The sequence below is a fragment of the Echinimonas agarilytica genome, from assembly GCF_023703465.1.
Taxonomy (GTDB): domain Bacteria; phylum Pseudomonadota; class Gammaproteobacteria; order Enterobacterales; family Neiellaceae; genus Echinimonas; species Echinimonas agarilytica.
Window position 1 is genome coordinate 310977 of sequence record NZ_JAMQGP010000003.1, and the last position, 18658, is coordinate 329634.

15 protein-coding genes are annotated in these 18658 nt (G+C 46.3%); 13 read left to right on the forward strand and 2 right to left on the reverse strand.

Annotated features, from left to right (window positions below; all coding sequences use genetic code 11):
* Nucleotides 1-9: 9 nt before the first annotated feature.
* From NAF29_RS08655 to NAF29_RS08675, 5 genes are all read left to right on the forward strand, one after another.
* Nucleotides 10-501, forward strand: coding sequence for a nitrate reductase cytochrome c-type subunit (locus tag NAF29_RS08655; protein ID WP_251261172.1), 492 nt, complete (start codon nt 10-12; stop codon nt 499-501).
* Between the two features lie 42 nt (nt 502-543).
* On the forward strand, nt 544-1104 hold the full coding sequence (locus tag NAF29_RS08660) for a NapC/NirT family cytochrome c (protein ID WP_251261431.1): 561 nt from the start codon (nt 544-546) through the stop codon (nt 1102-1104).
* Nucleotides 1105-1297: 193 nt separating this feature from the next.
* Nucleotides 1298-2131: a CvfB family protein gene (locus tag NAF29_RS08665; RefSeq protein WP_251261173.1), complete on the forward strand. Its 834-nt coding sequence runs from the start codon at nt 1298-1300 to the stop codon at nt 2129-2131.
* 5 nt (nt 2132-2136) lie between these two features.
* Entirely contained in the window at nt 2137-3984 is a 1848-nt protein-coding gene (locus NAF29_RS08670) for a DUF885 domain-containing protein (protein ID WP_251261174.1), read from the forward strand.
* A 128-nt stretch (nt 3985-4112) separates the two neighbouring features.
* The gene (locus NAF29_RS08675; RefSeq protein ID WP_251261175.1) at nt 4113-4862 is read left to right on the forward strand and encodes a 3-keto-disaccharide hydrolase; all 750 of its coding nucleotides are present in this window, start codon (nt 4113-4115) and stop codon (nt 4860-4862) included.
* A gap of 76 nt (nt 4863-4938) precedes the next feature.
* Here NAF29_RS08675 and NAF29_RS08680 read toward each other — a convergent pair whose 3' ends face one another.
* Entirely contained in the window at nt 4939-6177 is a 1239-nt protein-coding gene (locus tag NAF29_RS08680; RefSeq protein WP_251261432.1) for an EAL and HDOD domain-containing protein, read from the reverse strand.
* A 229-nt stretch (nt 6178-6406) separates the two neighbouring features.
* On the opposite strand from NAF29_RS08680, the gene NAF29_RS08685 reads away from it, so the two are divergent.
* On the forward strand, nt 6407-7597 hold the full coding sequence (locus NAF29_RS08685) for a BaiN/RdsA family NAD(P)/FAD-dependent oxidoreductase (RefSeq protein ID WP_251261176.1): 1191 nt from the start codon (nt 6407-6409) through the stop codon (nt 7595-7597).
* 106 nt (nt 7598-7703) lie between these two features.
* Here the strand turns inward: NAF29_RS08685 and NAF29_RS08690 are convergent, their stop codons facing one another.
* The gene (locus NAF29_RS08690) at nt 7704-8663 is read right to left on the reverse strand and encodes a helix-turn-helix domain-containing protein (protein ID WP_251261177.1); all 960 of its coding nucleotides are present in this window, start codon (nt 8661-8663) and stop codon (nt 7704-7706) included.
* A gap of 304 nt (nt 8664-8967) precedes the next feature.
* Between NAF29_RS08690 and NAF29_RS08695 the strand changes: the two genes are divergently transcribed.
* From NAF29_RS08695 to NAF29_RS08725, 7 genes are all read left to right on the forward strand, one after another.
* Nucleotides 8968-9477, forward strand: a complete 510-nt coding sequence (locus NAF29_RS08695; protein WP_251261178.1) for a TRAP transporter small permease subunit — start codon at nt 8968-8970, stop codon at nt 9475-9477.
* Entirely contained in the window at nt 9474-10796 is a 1323-nt protein-coding gene (locus NAF29_RS08700) for a TRAP transporter large permease (RefSeq protein ID WP_251261179.1), read from the forward strand. Before NAF29_RS08695 ends, NAF29_RS08700 begins: the two co-directional genes overlap by 4 nt.
* An 86-nt stretch (nt 10797-10882) precedes the next feature.
* Nucleotides 10883-11923 carry a TRAP transporter substrate-binding protein gene (locus tag NAF29_RS08705; protein WP_251261180.1) on the forward strand — a complete coding sequence of 347 codons (1041 nt, stop codon included), beginning with the start codon at nt 10883-10885 and terminating at the stop codon, nt 11921-11923.
* Nucleotides 11924-12016: 93 nt separating this feature from the next.
* Nucleotides 12017-13423 carry an ethanolamine ammonia-lyase subunit EutB gene (locus NAF29_RS08710; protein ID WP_251261181.1) on the forward strand — a complete coding sequence of 469 codons (1407 nt, stop codon included), beginning with the start codon at nt 12017-12019 and terminating at the stop codon, nt 13421-13423.
* The gene (gene eutC / locus NAF29_RS08715) at nt 13420-14307 is read left to right on the forward strand and encodes an ethanolamine ammonia-lyase subunit EutC (RefSeq protein ID WP_251261182.1); all 888 of its coding nucleotides are present in this window, start codon (nt 13420-13422) and stop codon (nt 14305-14307) included. The genes NAF29_RS08710 and eutC overlap by 4 nt, the downstream gene beginning before the upstream one ends.
* A gap of 230 nt (nt 14308-14537) precedes the next feature.
* The gene (locus NAF29_RS08720; protein WP_251261183.1) at nt 14538-16349 is read left to right on the forward strand and encodes a carbohydrate-binding protein; all 1812 of its coding nucleotides are present in this window, start codon (nt 14538-14540) and stop codon (nt 16347-16349) included.
* A gap of 205 nt (nt 16350-16554) precedes the next feature.
* Nucleotides 16555-18561, forward strand: coding sequence for a methyl-accepting chemotaxis protein (locus tag NAF29_RS08725; protein WP_251261184.1), 2007 nt, complete (start codon nt 16555-16557; stop codon nt 18559-18561).
* Nucleotides 18562-18658 lie beyond the last annotated feature (97 nt).

Below are 18658 nucleotides of genomic sequence, written 5' to 3' on the forward strand. Positions count from 1 at the left end.
GGATTCGACATGAAATTTTTACTGAAAGTCGCTGCAACACTCCTCGCTGGTGCATCTGTGGTTGCCATTGCTGCTGATTCTAACAGTGAATATGTGAGCAATGGTGGTGTGAAGTCATTGCGAGGTGAGACTGAACTGAATCAAGAAGCGCCTGCGGAACGTTTGAAAGCGCCGCGTCGCGAAACCGGAGGCACGCTTGATCGAAATTATGTGTATCAACCGCCTATGATTCCGCACGCAACGCGCGATTATCCAACCGATTTAAATAGCAATAAATGTTTGACGTGCCATGGTTGGAAGTACGCAGGCAAAATGGGAGCTCCCAAAGTGAGCCCCACTCACTTTGACAGTCGTGCGGGTGTGACGCTGGCAAACATTTCTCCTCGTCGTTACTTTTGTCAGCAGTGCCATGTGTCTCAAGACGATGCAGCGCCGTTGGTGGGTAATACATTTGAACCCGTTGATGCGTTACGGATTGACCATCCTGCGGCAGCACAGTAGAGGTTAATCATGACTAACAACAAACAACCATTGTGGAAGTCAATGTGGCGCTTGTTTTGTAAGCCTGCAGGTATCGCAACTTGGGTGGTATTGTGTTTAGGCTTTGTGGGCGGCATCGTTTTTTGGGGTGGATTTAACTGGGGAATGGAGGCGACGAATACCGAAGAATTTTGTTCGAGCTGCCACGCGCCGATTGTGGAAGAAATTGCCACTACAATCCACTTTACCAACCGCTCAGGTGTGAGAGCCATTTGTTCAGATTGTCACGTGCCGCATAAATGGACCGACAAAATTGTGCGAAAAGTGCAAGCCAGCAAAGAAGTATTTGCACACTTAATGGGTACTATTGATACCCGTGATAAGTTTGAAGCGCGCCGTTTGCATTTAGCTGAGCGAGAGTGGGACCGACTTGAGAAAAACAATTCATTGGAATGCCGTAACTGCCACGACTTTGAATACATGGACTTCTCTGTTCAGAACCCGAGAGCTATGCAAAACCACAGTACATATCTGGCCAAGGGCGAGAAAACCTGTATTGATTGCCATAAAGGCATTGCGCACCGCCTTCCTGATATGGAAGGGGTGAAGGGCTGGGAACAGTAATATCACGCTTAGTCTTGGCTCTATTTGGAGCCAAGACTTTTTAATACCTCGCATTCAGTCAACTTGTGTTGTCAATCTGCTCTTCACTTTATTGCACTAATCTTGAGTTAGTTGACCTCGCTAGACTCTCATCTATTACGCCTATGTGGTACTATCTGCCGCAGTAAAGCACCGCTGCTATTAAGGATTAAACGTGATTTCTCTGGGTCAAATGAATCGCCTCTCTGTGACTGAACGCCAAGACGAAGCTTGGTTGTTACATGCAGAAGGGGACGACCGCCAAGTTATGCTTCCCATCGAAGATGCGCCTAATAACATGAAGATAGACGACTCCATTCAAGTGTTTGTCTATCGCGATACCAATGAAAATTTAGTGGCAACAACGGCCCGCCCGCAAGTGATGGTTGGGCAAATGGCAATGCTTACGGCCAAGCACAACACTGCATACGGAACGTTTTTTGACTGGGGCTTGCCGAAAGATATCTTGGTCCCCCGACGTGAACAGCGAGAGCCGGTTGAACCAGGCGAAAAAATGTTAGTGTATGTATATATTGATGATGCCGACCGTATTGCCGCCAGCGGTAAATATAGAAACTACATTGATTTAGAACGTCACTCATATCAGGACGGCGATGAAGTCCATATCACTGTAGGTGAAGAAACTCCCCTGGGCTTTGGGGTTGTGATTGATTATAAATTTTCGGGCTTAATTTACGAAGACGAGCTGTTTCGTAAAGTTAAAATTGGCGATCAGTTCAAAGGTTATATTCGTCAAGTTCGTGAAGATGGTTTGTTAGATGTATCTACGCAGCAACCCGGCTATGGAAAAGTGCCCGTATTGGCCGAACAAATCCTTAAAAAGTTGGAAAAAACTGGCGGTAAATTGATGATGTCAGATAAGTCTGATCCACGCGATATTAAACGTGAATTTAACTGCAGTAAAAAGGCCTTTAAGCAAGCTATAGGGGCACTGAAAAAGAATCAGACCATTGATATTTTTCCAGATTCAATCGTACTTAAAAAGTAATGAACATGAGCTTTAGTCATCTGAATGTATGGGCTGTTGCTAGACCGTTCGCTGTATTGTGGGCAGTCTTGAGTTTGAGTGGCTGCGGCGATGTGCTCACCGATGTGAAAAAAGAGTTAGTGTCTCAACAGCAATCCAACGAGAAGCAATTGACTACCGATGAAGAAAAACTGGCGCATTTAATTTCTCGCTATTGGAGTTTTCGGTTAGAAATTTCTCCCATGTCTGCCTCTTATATGGGCCGCCCCGATATTTTAGACGTGGACGATATGTCGCCATTAGCGGTGTCTGAACGCCAAGTTTACTCAGAGATGTTTACCAATCGTGCACTCGAAATTAACCGCGAAAATCTATCAGACGAATCCAAACTCAATTTAGATATTGTTCGGTATCAAATTGAGAATTATGCGTCGTATTTTAAATATCAGCAGCATCTCATGCCGTTGACATCTGAATACGGTTTTCATAGTCAGCTTATTTCATATCTCAGTCGTCAAGTCATTTCTGATCAAGCTAAGGCTGAGCAGTACCTCGCAGCGTTATCTAAAGTTCGACTCTACATGGCGCAGCAAACAGATTGGTTGAAAATTGGCATCAATCGAGGTGTCACTCAGCCGCAAGAGGTCATGCAAGGTTTTGAAGCAAGCATTGAGGCCTACATAACCCAGCTGCCGCAAGACCATGTTTTGTATCAGCCATTGGCCCAACTGCCAGATTCAATCAATGCCGAGCAGCAGCAACACATTCAAAGCAAAGCTAAAGCCTTGATTAAATACGAAATTAATCCAGCCTATGAGCAGTTTTACGACTTCTTTGTGAATACTTATTTGCCCTCGGCTCGTCAAACTATCGGTGTGTCTGAAATACCAAGAGGCTCGGAGTTCTACCAGGATCGTGTTCATTACTTTACGACTCAACCCATGACTGTGGAGGAAGTACATCAGTTAGGATTGTCTGAAGTGGCTCGCATTCGAGCTGAAATGCAACAGATCATCGACCAGCTTGAATTTGAAGGAAGTTTCGCGGATTTCCTGCTCTACTTGCGAACAGACCCTCAATTTTATGCAACAACGCCGGAGCAATTGCTCAATGTAGCTTCGCGGATCGCGAAACGCGCAGATGCTCAATTACCTAAGTTTTTTAAAACCTTACCTCGCAGGCCGTATGGGGTAGAACCTGTGCCTGAAGCCATTGCGCCCAAATATACCACGGGGCGCTACGTGCCACCGCACAATGAAACCGATGCAGGTTATTACTGGGTAAATACCTATGCACTCGACAAGCGACCATTGTATGTATTGCAGTCGCTCACCTTGCATGAAGCCGTTCCCGGTCACCACCTACAAGGTGCGCTGAGCAGTGAACAAAAGAATTTGCCGGATTTTCGCTCTCATTCTTACATTTCAGCCTTTGGCGAAGGATGGGGCTTGTACAGCGAGTACCTTGGTTTAGAAATGGGGTTCTACCGAGGCCCCTATGACAACTTTGGGCGCTTAACATATGAAATGTGGCGCGCATTGCGATTGGTGGTTGATACTGGTATTCATGCCAAAGGCTGGACACGCCAACAGGCGATTGACTACATGGCTGAAAATAGTGCGTTGAGCATGCATAACATTCAGACAGAGGTCGACCGTTATATCACATGGCCGGGCCAAGCGTTGTCATACAAAGTGGGGGAGCTGACCATTAAACGTCTCAGAGCTAAAGCCGAACGGGAACTCGGCGAACATTTCGATATTCGAGAGTTTCATGATGAAGTACTGCGCCATGGCTCTATCCCGTTAAATGCGCTCGAAACTCAAATTGACGCGTTTATCCAGCATCACATGCCACGCCCAAAGAACACTTAAGTTGCTAAGAGTGATGGCTTGATAAAACGCCCAGCAATGCTGGGTGTTTTATCAACAACCAAAAACTCCATTTAAATTCTCGCCTCTATCCCGCAATCTGAGATTTAGTTACATACGAGGCAAAATAAATGCTCAAGACTCTAATGACCGTTTGTTCGTTCTATAGTCTCAGCGCTGTGGCTGTCAATACAGAGCTGACCCATGCCGCAAGTACCCCAACCATTGTTCAAGACTTTTTTAATGGAAAGGATTTTACGGGATGGAAAACGTCCACCAACAACGGCGTATCTGAAGGGCACGAATTCTGGCGTATCTTACCCGACGGTACGCTAAGGGCTGAAGGCGATCCAGATCATAATCCAACCACGCGACAGCAAAGCGGGCTTTATACTGTGCGTCAGGACTACGGTAATTTTGAGCTTTCGTTCGACTATCGTTATACGGGCAAAGAACGGGGTAAAAATAGCGGTGTTTGGGTGCTTGGCGGTGCGCGCTTTGTGAGTTCTGGAGGTGCATTTCCTGCATCAATTGAAGTTCAGTTGCGGTTAGGTTGGGAAGGGGATTTACTGCTTAAGCAACTTTCATTGGAGCCAGAACAAGGTTATGTGCTTTCCAATGATGCGCGTCGACCCAATGCTCGATTAGCAGCGCGGCGCGAGGGCCTCTCGATTAATCCAGTTCAGCAATGGACTGCGATGAAGATTCGGGTAGAAACAACCGCCAAAGAGGGCACCAGCGTTAGTGTTTGGCTTGATGGCCAGTTGGTGAATAAGGGCATTCATGCAGGGCGGGACAAAGGGCGGATTATTTTTCAAAGTGAAGGCGCAGATATTGAATGGCGCAACATTCAGTTCGCGCAGCTAACCACACCAGAATAAAGTAACTATGCACGCTGACGAACACGGCGCCTATTGATGTGCGCCCTGTACTATAAAATGTGTAAGGTTTGATTGACTAACCTGCAAGCGCATGCTGCTGGGCGAGTTCCCACGTCATGGCTTGTTGGTATGCTTGAGACAGGTTGGTAGCGTCGAATCCAAGCGCCTCTGCAATGGCTTCCGCTTCGTCAAATAAGCCCCGTTCGAGTTTTTCAGTAATGGCTAAACATCCACCTAATGTACCTTCCCTTTCAGTCAGTGCGCGTTGCAGATCGTGCTGCAAAGGAATGCGTTTCACAACTTCCGACATGCTCGTATTGAGCAACACATCCAACGTCGATAACAGTCCTGCTAAAAATGCAGTTTCTGCTTGCTCTGAAGTTAGATAAGACTGAGCAATAAGCTCACACATACGCGAGCGCACCATTGCTACTCGGGTTAGTTCCGGTTGCGTTGAACTTCCCAGTTCAGCTGTTACCAATAATGCCACAAACCGTCGCAGTTGAATTTCACCTAAATATGCAACCGCTTGGCGTATCGACTTAATATCGACTTGGCGCCCAAATGCCGGTGCGTTCAAATAGCGCAGTAAGCGATGCGACAGGGGCGGGTCTTGCTCAAACAGCCGAGTGATTTTATCGTACGAGAAATTGGGTCTCATGACCTCTTGGCTAATGGCCACCAACATTGCGGTGTTGTTCTCAATATCGCTGCTTTCGATAATTTCTGGCTTAGCAAAATACCAGCCCTGAAAGTAGTCAAAGCCCAGAGCCCGAGTTTTTTCATACTCTTCAAGTGTTTCCACTTTCTCAGCTAACACACGGATGCGTTTTCGCTTCTGGTCGTCGCGCAATTTGTGAATGTGGCGCAACGCTTTTTCAATGTTCTCCATTGAGTCGCTTTGAATATCAAATTTAATCATGCGAACAAACGGCATAAACCGATCCCATTCGGGCGTATAAATAAAGTCATCAAGAGCGAGCTTGTGACCGTCATGAAATAGCTTTCGAATGATCTCGAAGGTTTCGTCGTTGGGTTTGACGGTTTCCAAAATTTCCAGCCACAACCGGTCGCTTGGGATCATGCCATTGCCATACTTCAATAACATTTCGTAAGGAAAATTTACCAACGCAGCTTTGCGATGGGTGATGTCGTCAATATCCATGGTGAGGAAGGAGTTAACCAACAAACGTGAAGTCGCAACATCTTGAGCAACATGCATTGGAAAACGGTTTTCTGAAGAGTCTCGAAATAAAAGTTCATACGCAACTACGCGATTAAAACGATTAAATATTGGCTGACGAGCTGTGTACACTTGAGACAATAGAGTGCTCCTACAGTCATCCATGACGCATGTTGGTTAAGTAAATAGACAGTAAACTTGCATGCCGACAAGTCTTAGACATTACATTGATAAACAGTTCATTTTAAAATGGCTAAAACACCATAATTTTAGTGTAAATTTGGCAGAGTGCCGTATTGCACTTGCCTCAATCAAGCGTTGGCTTTAATCTGCGCTCGACTCCACCCAAAAAGAGACTGCTATGACCCACTGGGATTGCATTATTATCGGCGCGGGCGCTGCTGGACTGATGTGTGCGGCGGAAGCCGCAAAGCGCGGTGTAAATGTACTTTTGCTGGATCATGCAAAGCAAGCGGGCAAGAAAATTCTAATCTCAGGTGGGGGGCGTTGTAACTTTACAAACTACAACATCGAACCCAGTGCTTACCTCAGTCAAAACCCTCATTTTTGTAAATCGGCGCTGAGCCGTTATACCCAGTGGGACTTTATAGGGCTGGTCAGTGACTATGGTATTGCCTACCACGAAAAGACCCTCGGCCAATTGTTTTGTGACGATTCTGCTAAAGAAATCGTCAGCATGCTTATGTCCGAATGCACCAAAGCAGGCGCCAAAGTGCAGTTACGTACGGCCGTACAAGAAGTGACGTACGATGCTGAATCGTCCACATATACCGTATTAACACCCAACGGCAAGCTCGAATGCAATAAATTAGTCATAGCCAGCGGAGGGCTATCCATGCCTAAACTCGGCGCAACCGGCTTTGGTTATGAGATTGCCCAGCAGTTTGGTTTAGATGTACTTCCTACACGTGCGGGTTTGGTGCCATTTACCTTACAGCCCGACGAAAAATCTCACTTCGAGCCGCTATCGGGTGTCAGTGTGAATGCACGAATCACCACGCAAGATGGCACCAGCTTTAACGAAAATATACTCTTTACCCATCGAGGACTCAGTGGGCCTGCCGTGTTGCAAGGATCTTCGTATTGGGCTCCGGGTGAAGACGTTTCAATTGATATCTTGCCCAACGAATCTGCCATCGATTTTTTACTTAAAGCGAAAACAGAGCAGGGCGATAAGAGTATTAAAACCGTATTGGCCACCGTATTGGCTAAGCGCGTTGCAGAACTCTGGTTAGAGTACGAAAAGATAGAAGCGAAGCCACTCAAACAATTTTCAGAAAATCAGCTCGAAGCGATTGCTCAACGCTTGAACGCGTGGACCATTAAGCCTTCAGGTACCGAGGGCTACCGCACTGCTGAGGTGACATTGGGGGGCGTGAATACAAACGAATTATCGTCGAAAACAATGGAAGCCAAAAAACAACCGGGGTTGTATTTCATTGGAGAAGTGATGGACGTGACCGGCTGGTTAGGTGGTTACAATTTTCAATGGGCTTGGAGTTCTGGCTGGGCATGTGCTCAAGCGCTTTGATGTTGTAGCACAGAATGAAAACAGATACTTTCAGATCTAAACAGATACTATCAAGAACTAAAATAGATACAAATCCCCTATTAATAATCAATGACTGCCGCATAGACTATACCTCTATCACCTCACGCAATCGCGTTTGCTGAGGAGTCTCACCAAACAACCGCTTGTAATCATGACTGAACTGCCCAAGGTGAAAAAAGCCAAAATCAAATGCTGCCTCGGCAATCGAGTCATGCTCACAATTGAGCAGAGCACGTCGAACTTGATTCAAGCGAATTAACTGGATGTACTGTTTTGGCGACATGTCACAACAGTGGTTAAAGGTGTACTGCAAGGTTCGACGGCTCACATGCACCGCTTGGCACAATTCATTAATCGTCACAGGCGACTTTAGTCGCGTTTCAGTTAAATACTGATGTACTCGTGCCATGATTCTCTGGCGTTGCTGAGGCGCCACTTGAATAGGCGAGGATGGCTGAACCTGACTGAGTAACTCAAGTACTGCATCCTGAAGAATATGTTCCTGTGTGGATTGGCTCCAACGACTCCCGGCGGGTGTGAGCAGTAAGGTCAAATACTGCCTGAATGTCATAAGCGTTTGTTCGTCAATGGTATCGAGCCATAGCTCATCGGTAATACTGCAGATGGGTTGAAGGTTTGCTTCATTGGCGTATTCACTAAATAAGCTTTTGTGCAGCACTAAACCAAAAATAGAAAAGTTGTCGGGCGTGAGCAATTCAAAGTCTAAGCTGCCAGGGCGACATAACAGTTGATCGGTCACCGTGCGTTCGTTGTTAATTCTGCAGGATTTAGCGTTGGCGCTAAATCCTAACCAAAGACCGCCATCTTCTACTCGGCATTGCTGGCGCAGCCCTAAATTGGTGTCTTCTCTAAATGCGTGAATATGTGAAAAATTAATTTCGTGAATAGTACCGGCAAAGCTGCCTGGGCTGAGCTGATCGTATTCTTGTTGCCAATTGACAAGGTTGTCAGCTTGATGATTTGCATCATAAGAGTGAAGTGTGCACAACATTGACTCGTTGGCGGGCGCGGACTGTTTCTGCATGTTTTACATCCTTGGCTCTAAATCTGTTCCAATTCAGGGCATAACCATACTCATTATGTTGTTATTTATAGGTTTTTTATTGTTGCTAATTCTCGATAGTGACTGGGAACAGACATTGCTTTGTATTCATGTGTTCTTACAAAGCTGTCTTGCGCATTAAATAGAGCAAAAACTGAACCAAGTTCATTGTAAACAAGACAATTTTATAAGGCCTGTTGTCCGCAGTGAGTGTCACGCTGCACGCGAGAAACGCTGTGGTTTTGGGGGGAGTTGGCTCCCATGTTGTAAGCGAGAAGGACATGTAATGCCCAGTTTTATAGTTGCCTATGTGACGTACATCGACGCGTTTAATCGCGCGATAGGGCGCTTTATGATGTACGGAATTTTCCTAATGGTTGGTGTTCTGTTGTGGTCGTCAATCTCCAAAACTTTCTTCATGCCATCACTTTGGACACTTGAGTCTGCTCAATTCCTAATGGTTGCCTACTACATTTTGGGCGGTGCATACGCGATTCAGCTCAATGCCAATGTTCGGATGGATTTATTTTACGGCGAGTGGTCGGCTCACAAGCGTGCTTGGGTGGACGCGTTCACTGTGTTCTTTCTTATTTTCTATTTAGGTGTGCTGCTCTATGGGGGCTTAGAAAGCATGTTGTATTCATTGGAGTACGGCCAGCGCAGCCGATCGGCTTGGCGACCTTACTTATGGCCCATTAAGGCGGCCATGTGTGTGGGCTTTGTGATGATGATTTTGCAGGCTATCTCGCAGTTGATGAAAGATATTGCAGTAATTCGAGGAGTACCGATCAAATGAGTTATGGAATGATCGCAATTGTCATGTTTTCGTCGATGATGCTGCTGATGATCACCGGCCAGCGCGTGTTTGCAGCCATTGGAGCGGTGGCCTCTGTTGCCGCGATCGTGCTGTGGGGCACTGGCGGTGTGGAAATACCTTTCACTGCCACTATGAAATTAATGAATTGGTACCCGTTGTTAACTTTGCCCATGTTTATTTTTATGGGGTACATCCTTTCTGAATCCAAGATTGCCGATGACTTATACAAGATGTTTCATGTTTGGATGGGACCCATGCCTGGCGGCTTGGCCATTGGTACCATTGGCTTAATGGTGTTGGTGTCTGCCATGAATGGCCTATCGGTGGCGGGAATGGCCATTGGCGCAACCATTGCGTTGCCCGAATTGTTAAAGCGTAAGTACGACAAACGCATGGTTACAGGGGTGATTCAGGCGGGGTCGTCGTTGGGAATTTTAGTTCCACCTTCTGTGGTACTGGTGCTATACGCCATGATCGCTCGTCAGCCTGTGGGGCAACTTTGGTTGGCTGGCGTGATTCCGGGCTTGGTGATGGCCTCACTGTTCGTGATTTACATCGCAGTGCGCTGCCGCATGAACCCAAGTTTAGGGCCTGCTCTTGAAGCGCAAGAACGCGATGTTCCCATGGCTGAAAAACTACGTTTGTTGGGTGCCGGCGCGCTGCCCTTTGGTATTTTTGCGGTGATGATGGTGCCCTTTGTGAACGGCTGGACCAGTCTGGTAGAAAGCTCAGCGATTGGCGCTATGGCGGCCTTACTTGCTGCCATTGTGAAAGGGCGTTTAACCAAAAAAGTATTCGAAAATTCAGTGCGTAGTACGTTGGCTATATCGTGCATGTTCATGTGGATCATCTTAGCAGCGTTGGGCTTTGGTGCGGTGTTCGACGGCCTTGGTGCTGTTAAATCAATTGAAGCGTTGTTTACCGATCAATTGGGCTTGAGCCCGTGGACCATTCTGATTTTGATGCAGTTGTCATTTTTGATTATGGGTACCTTCTTGGATGACACAGCAATGCTGGTGATTGTTGCTCCGCTCTATGTGCCGCTGGTACATGCTCTCGGATTTGACCTTATTTGGTATGGCGTGCTTTACACCATTACCTCGCAAATTGCCTATATGACCCCGCCTTTTGGTTACAACCTTTTCCTCATGCGAGCCATGGCTCCGCCTGAAATTAGCCTGCGCGATATATACGGCTCTATTGGCCCCTTTGTGGCCATTATGGTGGCCTCGCTGATTCTTATTATGGTGTTCCCTCAACTGGCGTTATGGCTACCGGAATATGTGTATGCACGCTAACGAAAGTGCATGTTTTAGTGATTGCGAATGACAAATTACGGAGTAGGCAACGGGGCCTACTTTGAATCTCAAACGGAGTGACAACCATGAACTCAAGACGTAAGTTTTTAACCGGTGCTGCGGCACTCACGACCAGTACGATGTTGGCGCCAGCCAAAACGTTTGCGGCAAGCCCCAAAATTAAATGGCGAATGCAAACATATGCGGGGCCGTCATTGGCTGAACATGTGGTGAAACCAGCGATTGAAACCTTTAATCGAATCGCCGGTGAAGAGATGCAAATTGAGCTTTATTACGCCGACCAACTAGTGCCTACGGGAGAGCTTTTTCGTGCCATGCAAAAAGGCATTATCGATGCTGTTCAATCGGATGATGACTCGATGGCTTCGCCGACTGAAGTCACAACCTTTGGTGGGTACTTTCCATTTGGTAGCCGCTATTCGTTAGATGTTCCAGTACTTTTCAATCAGTACGGGCTAGGTGAAATCTGGCAAGAAGAATATGCCAAAGTAGGGGTGAAACATATTTCAGCCGGAGCTTGGGATCCATGTCATTTTGCCACCAAAAAACCCATTACCAGCTTAAGTGATTTAAAAGGTTTACGTGTGTTTACTTTTCCAACCGCTGGGCGTTTCTTGTCAAAGTTTGGCGTGGTGCCTGTGTCTATTCCTTGGGAAGATGTGGAAGTGGCTTTGCAAACCGGAGAACTAGACGGCATAGCATGGTCTGGTATTACCGAAGACTATACTGTGGGCTGGTCAAAGGTGACGGACTATTTCTTAACCAATAATATATCGGGCGCTTGGATCGGTTCGTTCTTTGCCAATATGAAGCGCTACAACGAATTACCTGAACATCTCAAAGAGTTGTTAGCCTTGTGTATGGACAGTTCACATTACCATCGCCAGTGGTGGTACTGGGGAGGCGAGGCAAAATTGCGAGTAGAAGGCACAGAGATGAAGCTGACCTCTATTCCTGATGCAGAGTGGGCAACGGTTGAAGCTGAAGCTCATAAATTTTGGGAAGAAATTGCCAAAGAGTCTCCAACCAAAGCCAAGGTGGTTGAAATATTTAAGAAGTACAACGCTGATATGGTCAAAGCGGGTCGCCCATATCGTTATGGGTAAGCGCTGCGAGCACCAGCGAAATATTTGCTGGTGCTCTGTATGAGTGTGAGGCTCGATTAATAGGCATGTGTGTGAGGCAATAAAGGACAAGTGATGAGCGCACCCTACCGTTGGCAACAGGGCCATCAAGTTTACGTGTTTAATACGTTAGCTGAGCTGATGGCAAAAGCCACTCCAGAGCGTTCGGGAGACGCGTTGGCGGGTGTGTGCGCAGCCAATGCTGAAGAGCGAGTGATTGCGCAAATGACATTGGCCAATGTTCCTCTCAAGACCTTTTTGAATGATGTGATCATTCCTTATGAATCTGACGAAATTACTCGTTTAATCATCGATCAGCATGACCTAAACGCCTTTTCTATAGTGTCGCATATGACAGTTGGCGACTTTCGAAATTGGCTACTGAATGATGATGTTGATGGCGCAGCTTTGGCGAATCTACGTGCAGGATTGACGCCAGAAATGGTTGCAGCGGTGAGTAAAATTATGCGCAATCAAGACCTTATTTTGGTGGCGAAAAAGTGTCGAGTAGTGACAGCCTTTCGAAATACCGTTGGCCTTGAAAACCGGCTTTCCACCCGCTTACAACCCAATCATCCAACCGATTCACTCGACGGTATTGCCGCGACTATTTTCGACGGCTTGATGTATGGCAATGGTGATGCGGTGATTGGTATCAATCCAGCCACTGACAATGTGGCACAAACCATCAAATTGTTAGGTATGCTTGAAGAAGTGATCGAGCATTATCAGATCCCCACTCAGTCGTGCGTACTCACGCACGTGACCAATACCATAGAAGCAATAGAGCAAGGCGCAGCCGTTGATTTAGTGTTCCAATCCATTGGCGGAACGCAGGGCACAAATGATGCTTTTGGCATCAATTTAAACGTATTGCAAGAAGCGCAAGATGCTGCACATTCGTTGCAACGCGGCACTGTGGGTCGCAACGTCATGTACTTTGAGACGGGGCAAGGCACCGCGCTTTCGTCTAATGCATATCATGGAGTAGACCAGCAAACTTGTGAGGCGAGAGCTTATGCCGTGGCGCGGCATTTTGATCCATTGCTAGTGAATACCGTGGTGGGTTTTATTGGTCCGGAATATTTGTTTGATGGCAAACAAATTATTCGTGCGGGATTAGAAGATCATTTCTGCGGTAAATTGTTAGGGCTGCCCATGGGCTGTGATATTTGTTACACCAATCATGCCTACGCAGACCAAAATGATATGGACAACTTACTGACGTTATTGGGCGTGGCGGGATGCTCATTTATTATGGGGATCCCTGGCTCAGACGACATCATGCTGAATTATCAAACCACCTCATTTCACGATGCTCTATACGCGCGCAAAGCGCTTGGGCTCAAGCCCGCCCCCGAATTTGAACAATGGTTGACTGATATGGGCATATTCAGTGATGTAGGCCAAGTGCACTTGAGCCAAAGTTCTGCCAAACCTTTTCGTGATGTCATTTCTTTGCTGAGTCGGGAGGATGTGTGAGCAAATATTCTGATAAATCGGCATTGATATGCCCGACGCTGGTGACTCAAAATCCTTGGCAGGAGCTAAACCAGTTTACCTCAGCTCGGATCGCTTTAGGCCGCGCCGGAAATAGCATTCCAACGGATAAACTATTGGCCTTTCAACTCGATCATGCGCGGGCAATTGATGCGGTTCACAATGCATTAGAGACCAAAGCACTGGTTGCACAATTTAGCACCAATCAGACGTTGGCGAACTCGGCGCTGTTACCGCCTTATGTGGTGACCAGTAAAGCCCGAGATCGCATGATTTATTTACAACGCCCCGATTTAGGTCGACAGCTTAATGATGATGCATGGCAACAGCTTCAGAGCTCAGTCCCGAAAGCTACGGCCCATAAAACACATTATGATCTAGTCATTGTGGTAGCCGATGGGTTATCAGCGTCGGCTATTCATCATCATGCCTTAGCGGTGATTGAACGCCTTGTGAACTTATTATTCGCGGATAAAACACATGATTGGTCGGTTGCACCGTTAACTTTTGTGACTCAAGGTCGAGTGGCAATTGGGGATGATGTAGGCGAGTGTTTGAACGCTGATATTACGATGATTTTGATCGGAGAACGGCCTGGCTTAACCTCGCCTGACAGTATGGGCATTTATCTCACATGGGCCGCCAAGCGCGGGGCAAAAGATTCGCAAAGGAACTGCATTTCTAACATTCGCCCTGAAGGTCTGAATTATGATGATGCCAGTCAAAAAGCGTTTTATTTGCTCAAAGAATCCCAAACTCTGAAACTCTCAGGCGTGGGGTTGAAAGACCGAACATCGAGCTCTGATGTCGAAGCTTCTATATCGTCTAATTCGCCTTCCCACTTCCTAACGCCTACTGAAAAATAGTCACAGAGATGTTTTTGTACAGATTTTTTGGTTGATAAACGTTATGTGTAAAATGGTTCGAGAGCCTCATTAATTAATGGCTTTAGATAATTATACGGTTTGTTTGACAAGCAGTTATCATAAGTTGAATGAGATCCGAGTCTGCTTTTTGAATATTTCATATTGATACAGATCAATTCAGCTATGTAACATTGTTAACAATAAATCATCATCTAACCGTTGGGTTGTACATGGCTAACTATCAAAAAACTGCACTTGCTATTTTAATCAGTTCCTCTTTCGCGACATACGCTGCAGACTGGGATGGACTTCCTGTTCCTGCTGATGCCGGTGAAGGAAACGTTTGGGTATTACAATCGTTATCTGATGATTTTAACTATTCTGCGCCAGCTGCCGACAAAGGTGAAGAGTTTGCTACGCGCTGGAAAGAAGGTTTTATCAATGACTGGCAAGGCCCAGGTAAAACAGTGTGGAAGCCAGACAATTCATCGATTGAAGGTGGAGAACTGATTCTACGTGCGAGCCGTATTCCACTTGATTTTGAAGATGATGCTAAAGCCGGCGGCGTTTATGTTGGTAGCATTACTTCAAAAGAGCACGTGAATTACCCGATTTATTTAGAAGCACGCGCAAAATTAAGTAATACGGTATTGGCCAATGCATTCTGGTTGTTGAGTGACGATTCAACGGAAGAGATCGACATTATCGAAGCCTATGGTGCAGATGGTGTTGATACCGATGATGATGGTGTTATCGACGTTGATAACTCGTGGTTTGCAGCACGTATGCACCTGAGTACGCATACCTTTATTCGTGACCCGTTTACAGATTACCAGCCAAGTGATAGTGAGGACGTGCTAGGGACTTGGTATCATGAGACAGGCAGAACGAATTGGCGTGAAGAGTATCATCGCGTAGGCGTTTACTGGAAAGCCCCTAACCATATTGAATATTACATTGACGGAAACTGGGTACGAACCATGACCGACACTGGCTATTCATATCTTGACCCCAACGGTGTGGTTAGATCGTTTGAGACCGACTTTAACCCGCTCGATAAGTACGACTATACCAATGGTACGGGTTTGAGTAAGCCGATGTCTGTAATTATTAATATGGAAGATCAAGATTGGCGTGAGGAGCAAGGTATCACGCCAACGGATACGACTTTGGCCGACGATACCAAAAACAACTACCGTGTTGATTGGGTTCGTTTTTATAAGCCTATGAGTGAAGCTGCCGCAAAAGATACATCGGAATGGGAAGAAGGTGAGCGAGTTACAACTACGTTTGGGTCATTCATTGAAACCGGTAAAACGGGTGAAGAGTGTTGTGGCGATACGGTTTTGGGATTTAACGTCAATGGTGATCTCATCAACTACAACACCTCGGGTGATTGGGGTGAGTACACGGTTGAATTCGCAGAAGCAGGGCACTATCGCACTGAAGCTCTGATTGCCACGTCGACTGCGACGAATATTGGTTTGACCGTCACTCTTGATGATGAACTGATGCAAAGTATGAGTTTTGACGGAACAGGTGACTGGGGCAATTACGAAGCTAGAAAGTCAGGCGATAGCTTCTACGTAGCGTCTGCAGGCACTAAAACAGTTCGCATTGCCAGCACTGGTAGCAGTGATTGGCAATGGAACGGTGACAGCTTTAGCTTCATTCATCTCATTGACCCTGATGCGGTAGAAACGGATCCAGAAGAAACGGATCCAGAAGAAACGGATCCAGAAGAGACTGACCCAGAAGAGACTGACCCAGAAGAAACGGACCCAGAAGAGACTGACCCAGAAGAAACGGATCCAGAAGAGACAGACCCAGAAGAGACAGACCCAGAAGAGACAGACCCAGAAGAGACTGATCCAGAAGAGACTGACCCAGAAGAAACGGACCCAGAAGAAACAACTCCTGAGACTCCAGCTCCAGAAGAGGAAAAATCTTCAAGTGGCGGTTCATTCGGTATTCTCTCTGTCGCATGGCTTGCGTTGCTCGGTGGAGTGTCTGCTTTCCGCCGCCGTCAACAGAAGTTGTAATATTCGACATTCGAGTTTGATGGAGTACCGCCCACAAGCGGAGTCAGAATTTCTGCCTCCGCTTTTCTTTTTGCCCACCAACTCCATTCAATGCCAGACTCATTCAAACCTTCTCAAATCCAATTTTGACGATTTTTTAAGCTCATACGAGATTTCGATTCTTGACTATAATCTTCGATCCGAATGGTAAGAAGAGCATGGCAATATGAAATTATTACGGAATTTATCATTTCGATTAAAGCTCACGCTGCTTGTCGCTCCGGCTTTACTGGGTGCCATTGTGTTGTCGGTATTGCAGTTAGATAGCAAACTTGATGAACAAGCAGAAATTACTGAGATTACGCCAATTGTCGATCTTTCTATTGTTGGGACTCGAATTGTTCATGAGTTGCAAAAAGAGCGGGGTGCTTCCGCTGCTTTCCTGGGCTCAAAGGGCAAGAGTTTTGGTAATACGCTAGCTGGGCAGCGCCGAGAGACCGATCAAGTACTCTCGGGTTCGTTACCATTTTTGAAAGCGCTGAATGAAAATATCCGAGAAAGTCATGATGAAGTGCATCGAGATCTCACCTCTATCATCAGTGCTCTGTCTCAGCTAACTCGGCGAAGAGCAGAGGTTGATGCACAATCTATTTCGATTGGTGATGTGGTTGGGTTTTATTCGTCGCTGAACACGCTGTTTTTCAAACTCAGTGCTGCGATCTCCAACTCTTCGAATGATGGGCGAATGACAACTCTGTTGGGCAACGTCTACATCTTGAGTCAAATTAAGGAGCTTTCAGGTTTAGAACGTGCAGTGCTGAGTACGATTTTATCCAGTCCGCAACCTACCCAGGACATGTATGACTTGTTTATAGGTTGGGAAAGCACGCAGCTTGCCATGCTGAATATCTTTAAACAATTTGTAACTGCAGATATTACACAACAAGTAGGTGCTCTTGAGAGCAGCAGCGCTGCAGTGAATGTGAAACGAATTCGCAGCATTGTTCGAGCCAAATTCAATGATGGTGATTTTGGTGTAGATGGTGAAGAATGGTTTCAATCATCTACTAGCCGAATCAATGGTTTGAAAGACCTAGAAGACCAACTCGCTGATAATTTAGTAAAGATGGTGGAAGGCAAGAAATCAACGGCCAATCGCCATATTCTCTATTACTCCGTTTTTATTGCGTTATTGATGCTCTTGAGCTTTGGGCTGGCTTATTCAGTGTCTAAATTATTAATTTCTCAAGCGCAGGAATTAGCAAATACGATTAACCGGGTTGCTCAACACAAAGACTTATCGCTCAGAGCGCCAGAGATGTCGAGCGATGAACTTGGGCAAAGCGCACAAAGTTTAAATGTCATGATGGATGTGATGAGCGACATGCTCTCGAAGATTGAGAATAATAGCGTGAGGTTGAGCGCTGCGGCAGATCTTACCAATTCATCGGTGGCGGAAAATGCCGGTAACCTCGACCGTCAAAGCATGGAAACCTCTCAAGCTGCAACGGCTACCGAGGAGATGACCGCAACAGTCAATGAAATTGCCAGCAGCACAACCATGACGGCTGATTCCGCCAAACATGCCGCTGAAATGAGTGCATCCGGATTGAGTGAAGTTCAGAGCAATGCCGAAAAAATGAATATGCTGAATATGCAAATGTCTGAAGCGAACACGCAAGTGCTTCAACTGAAAGACTCCAGTAAGGAGATCAATGAAATTGTTGATGTGATTAAGTCTATTGCGGAGCAGACCAATCTATTGGCATTAAATGCTGCTATTGAAGCTGCTAGAGCAGGAGATCAAGGGCGAGGCTTTGCTGTGGTGGCTGATGAAGTTAGAACGTTGGCACAACGTACTCAAGAATCTACAGAAAAGATTGAGTCAATGGTGTTGCGGTTTCAAAATGAAGCCGACGGTGTATCCAAGTCGATTGAAGCGAGCTTTTCAGATGTGCGCACGTCATTAGAGAATACGGTGTCGGTAAAAACTAAACTGGATGAAATCAATAGCGCCATCTCTTCAATTACCGGTATGTGCAACCAAGTAGCAACGGCAGCTGAAGAGCAGGTTGCAGCCACCAATGAAATAGCGATGAATATTCGGGCCATTAACGATTTAGCCAATATTAGTGCTGAAGTAGGAAAGACAATATCTGAAGCCGCTAAAGAGCAAAAGGATTTGGCCGAATCACAGCAGGCTCTGGTCAAGCAATTTAAGTTAAGCGCTTAGGCTCTAATCGTTTGTTCAGGATACCCCTGGCTGCGCGAAGCGTTTTTTGTCAGCATTATATTCAAGCTGTCGATATAAAAAAGGCTGGCTACAGGCC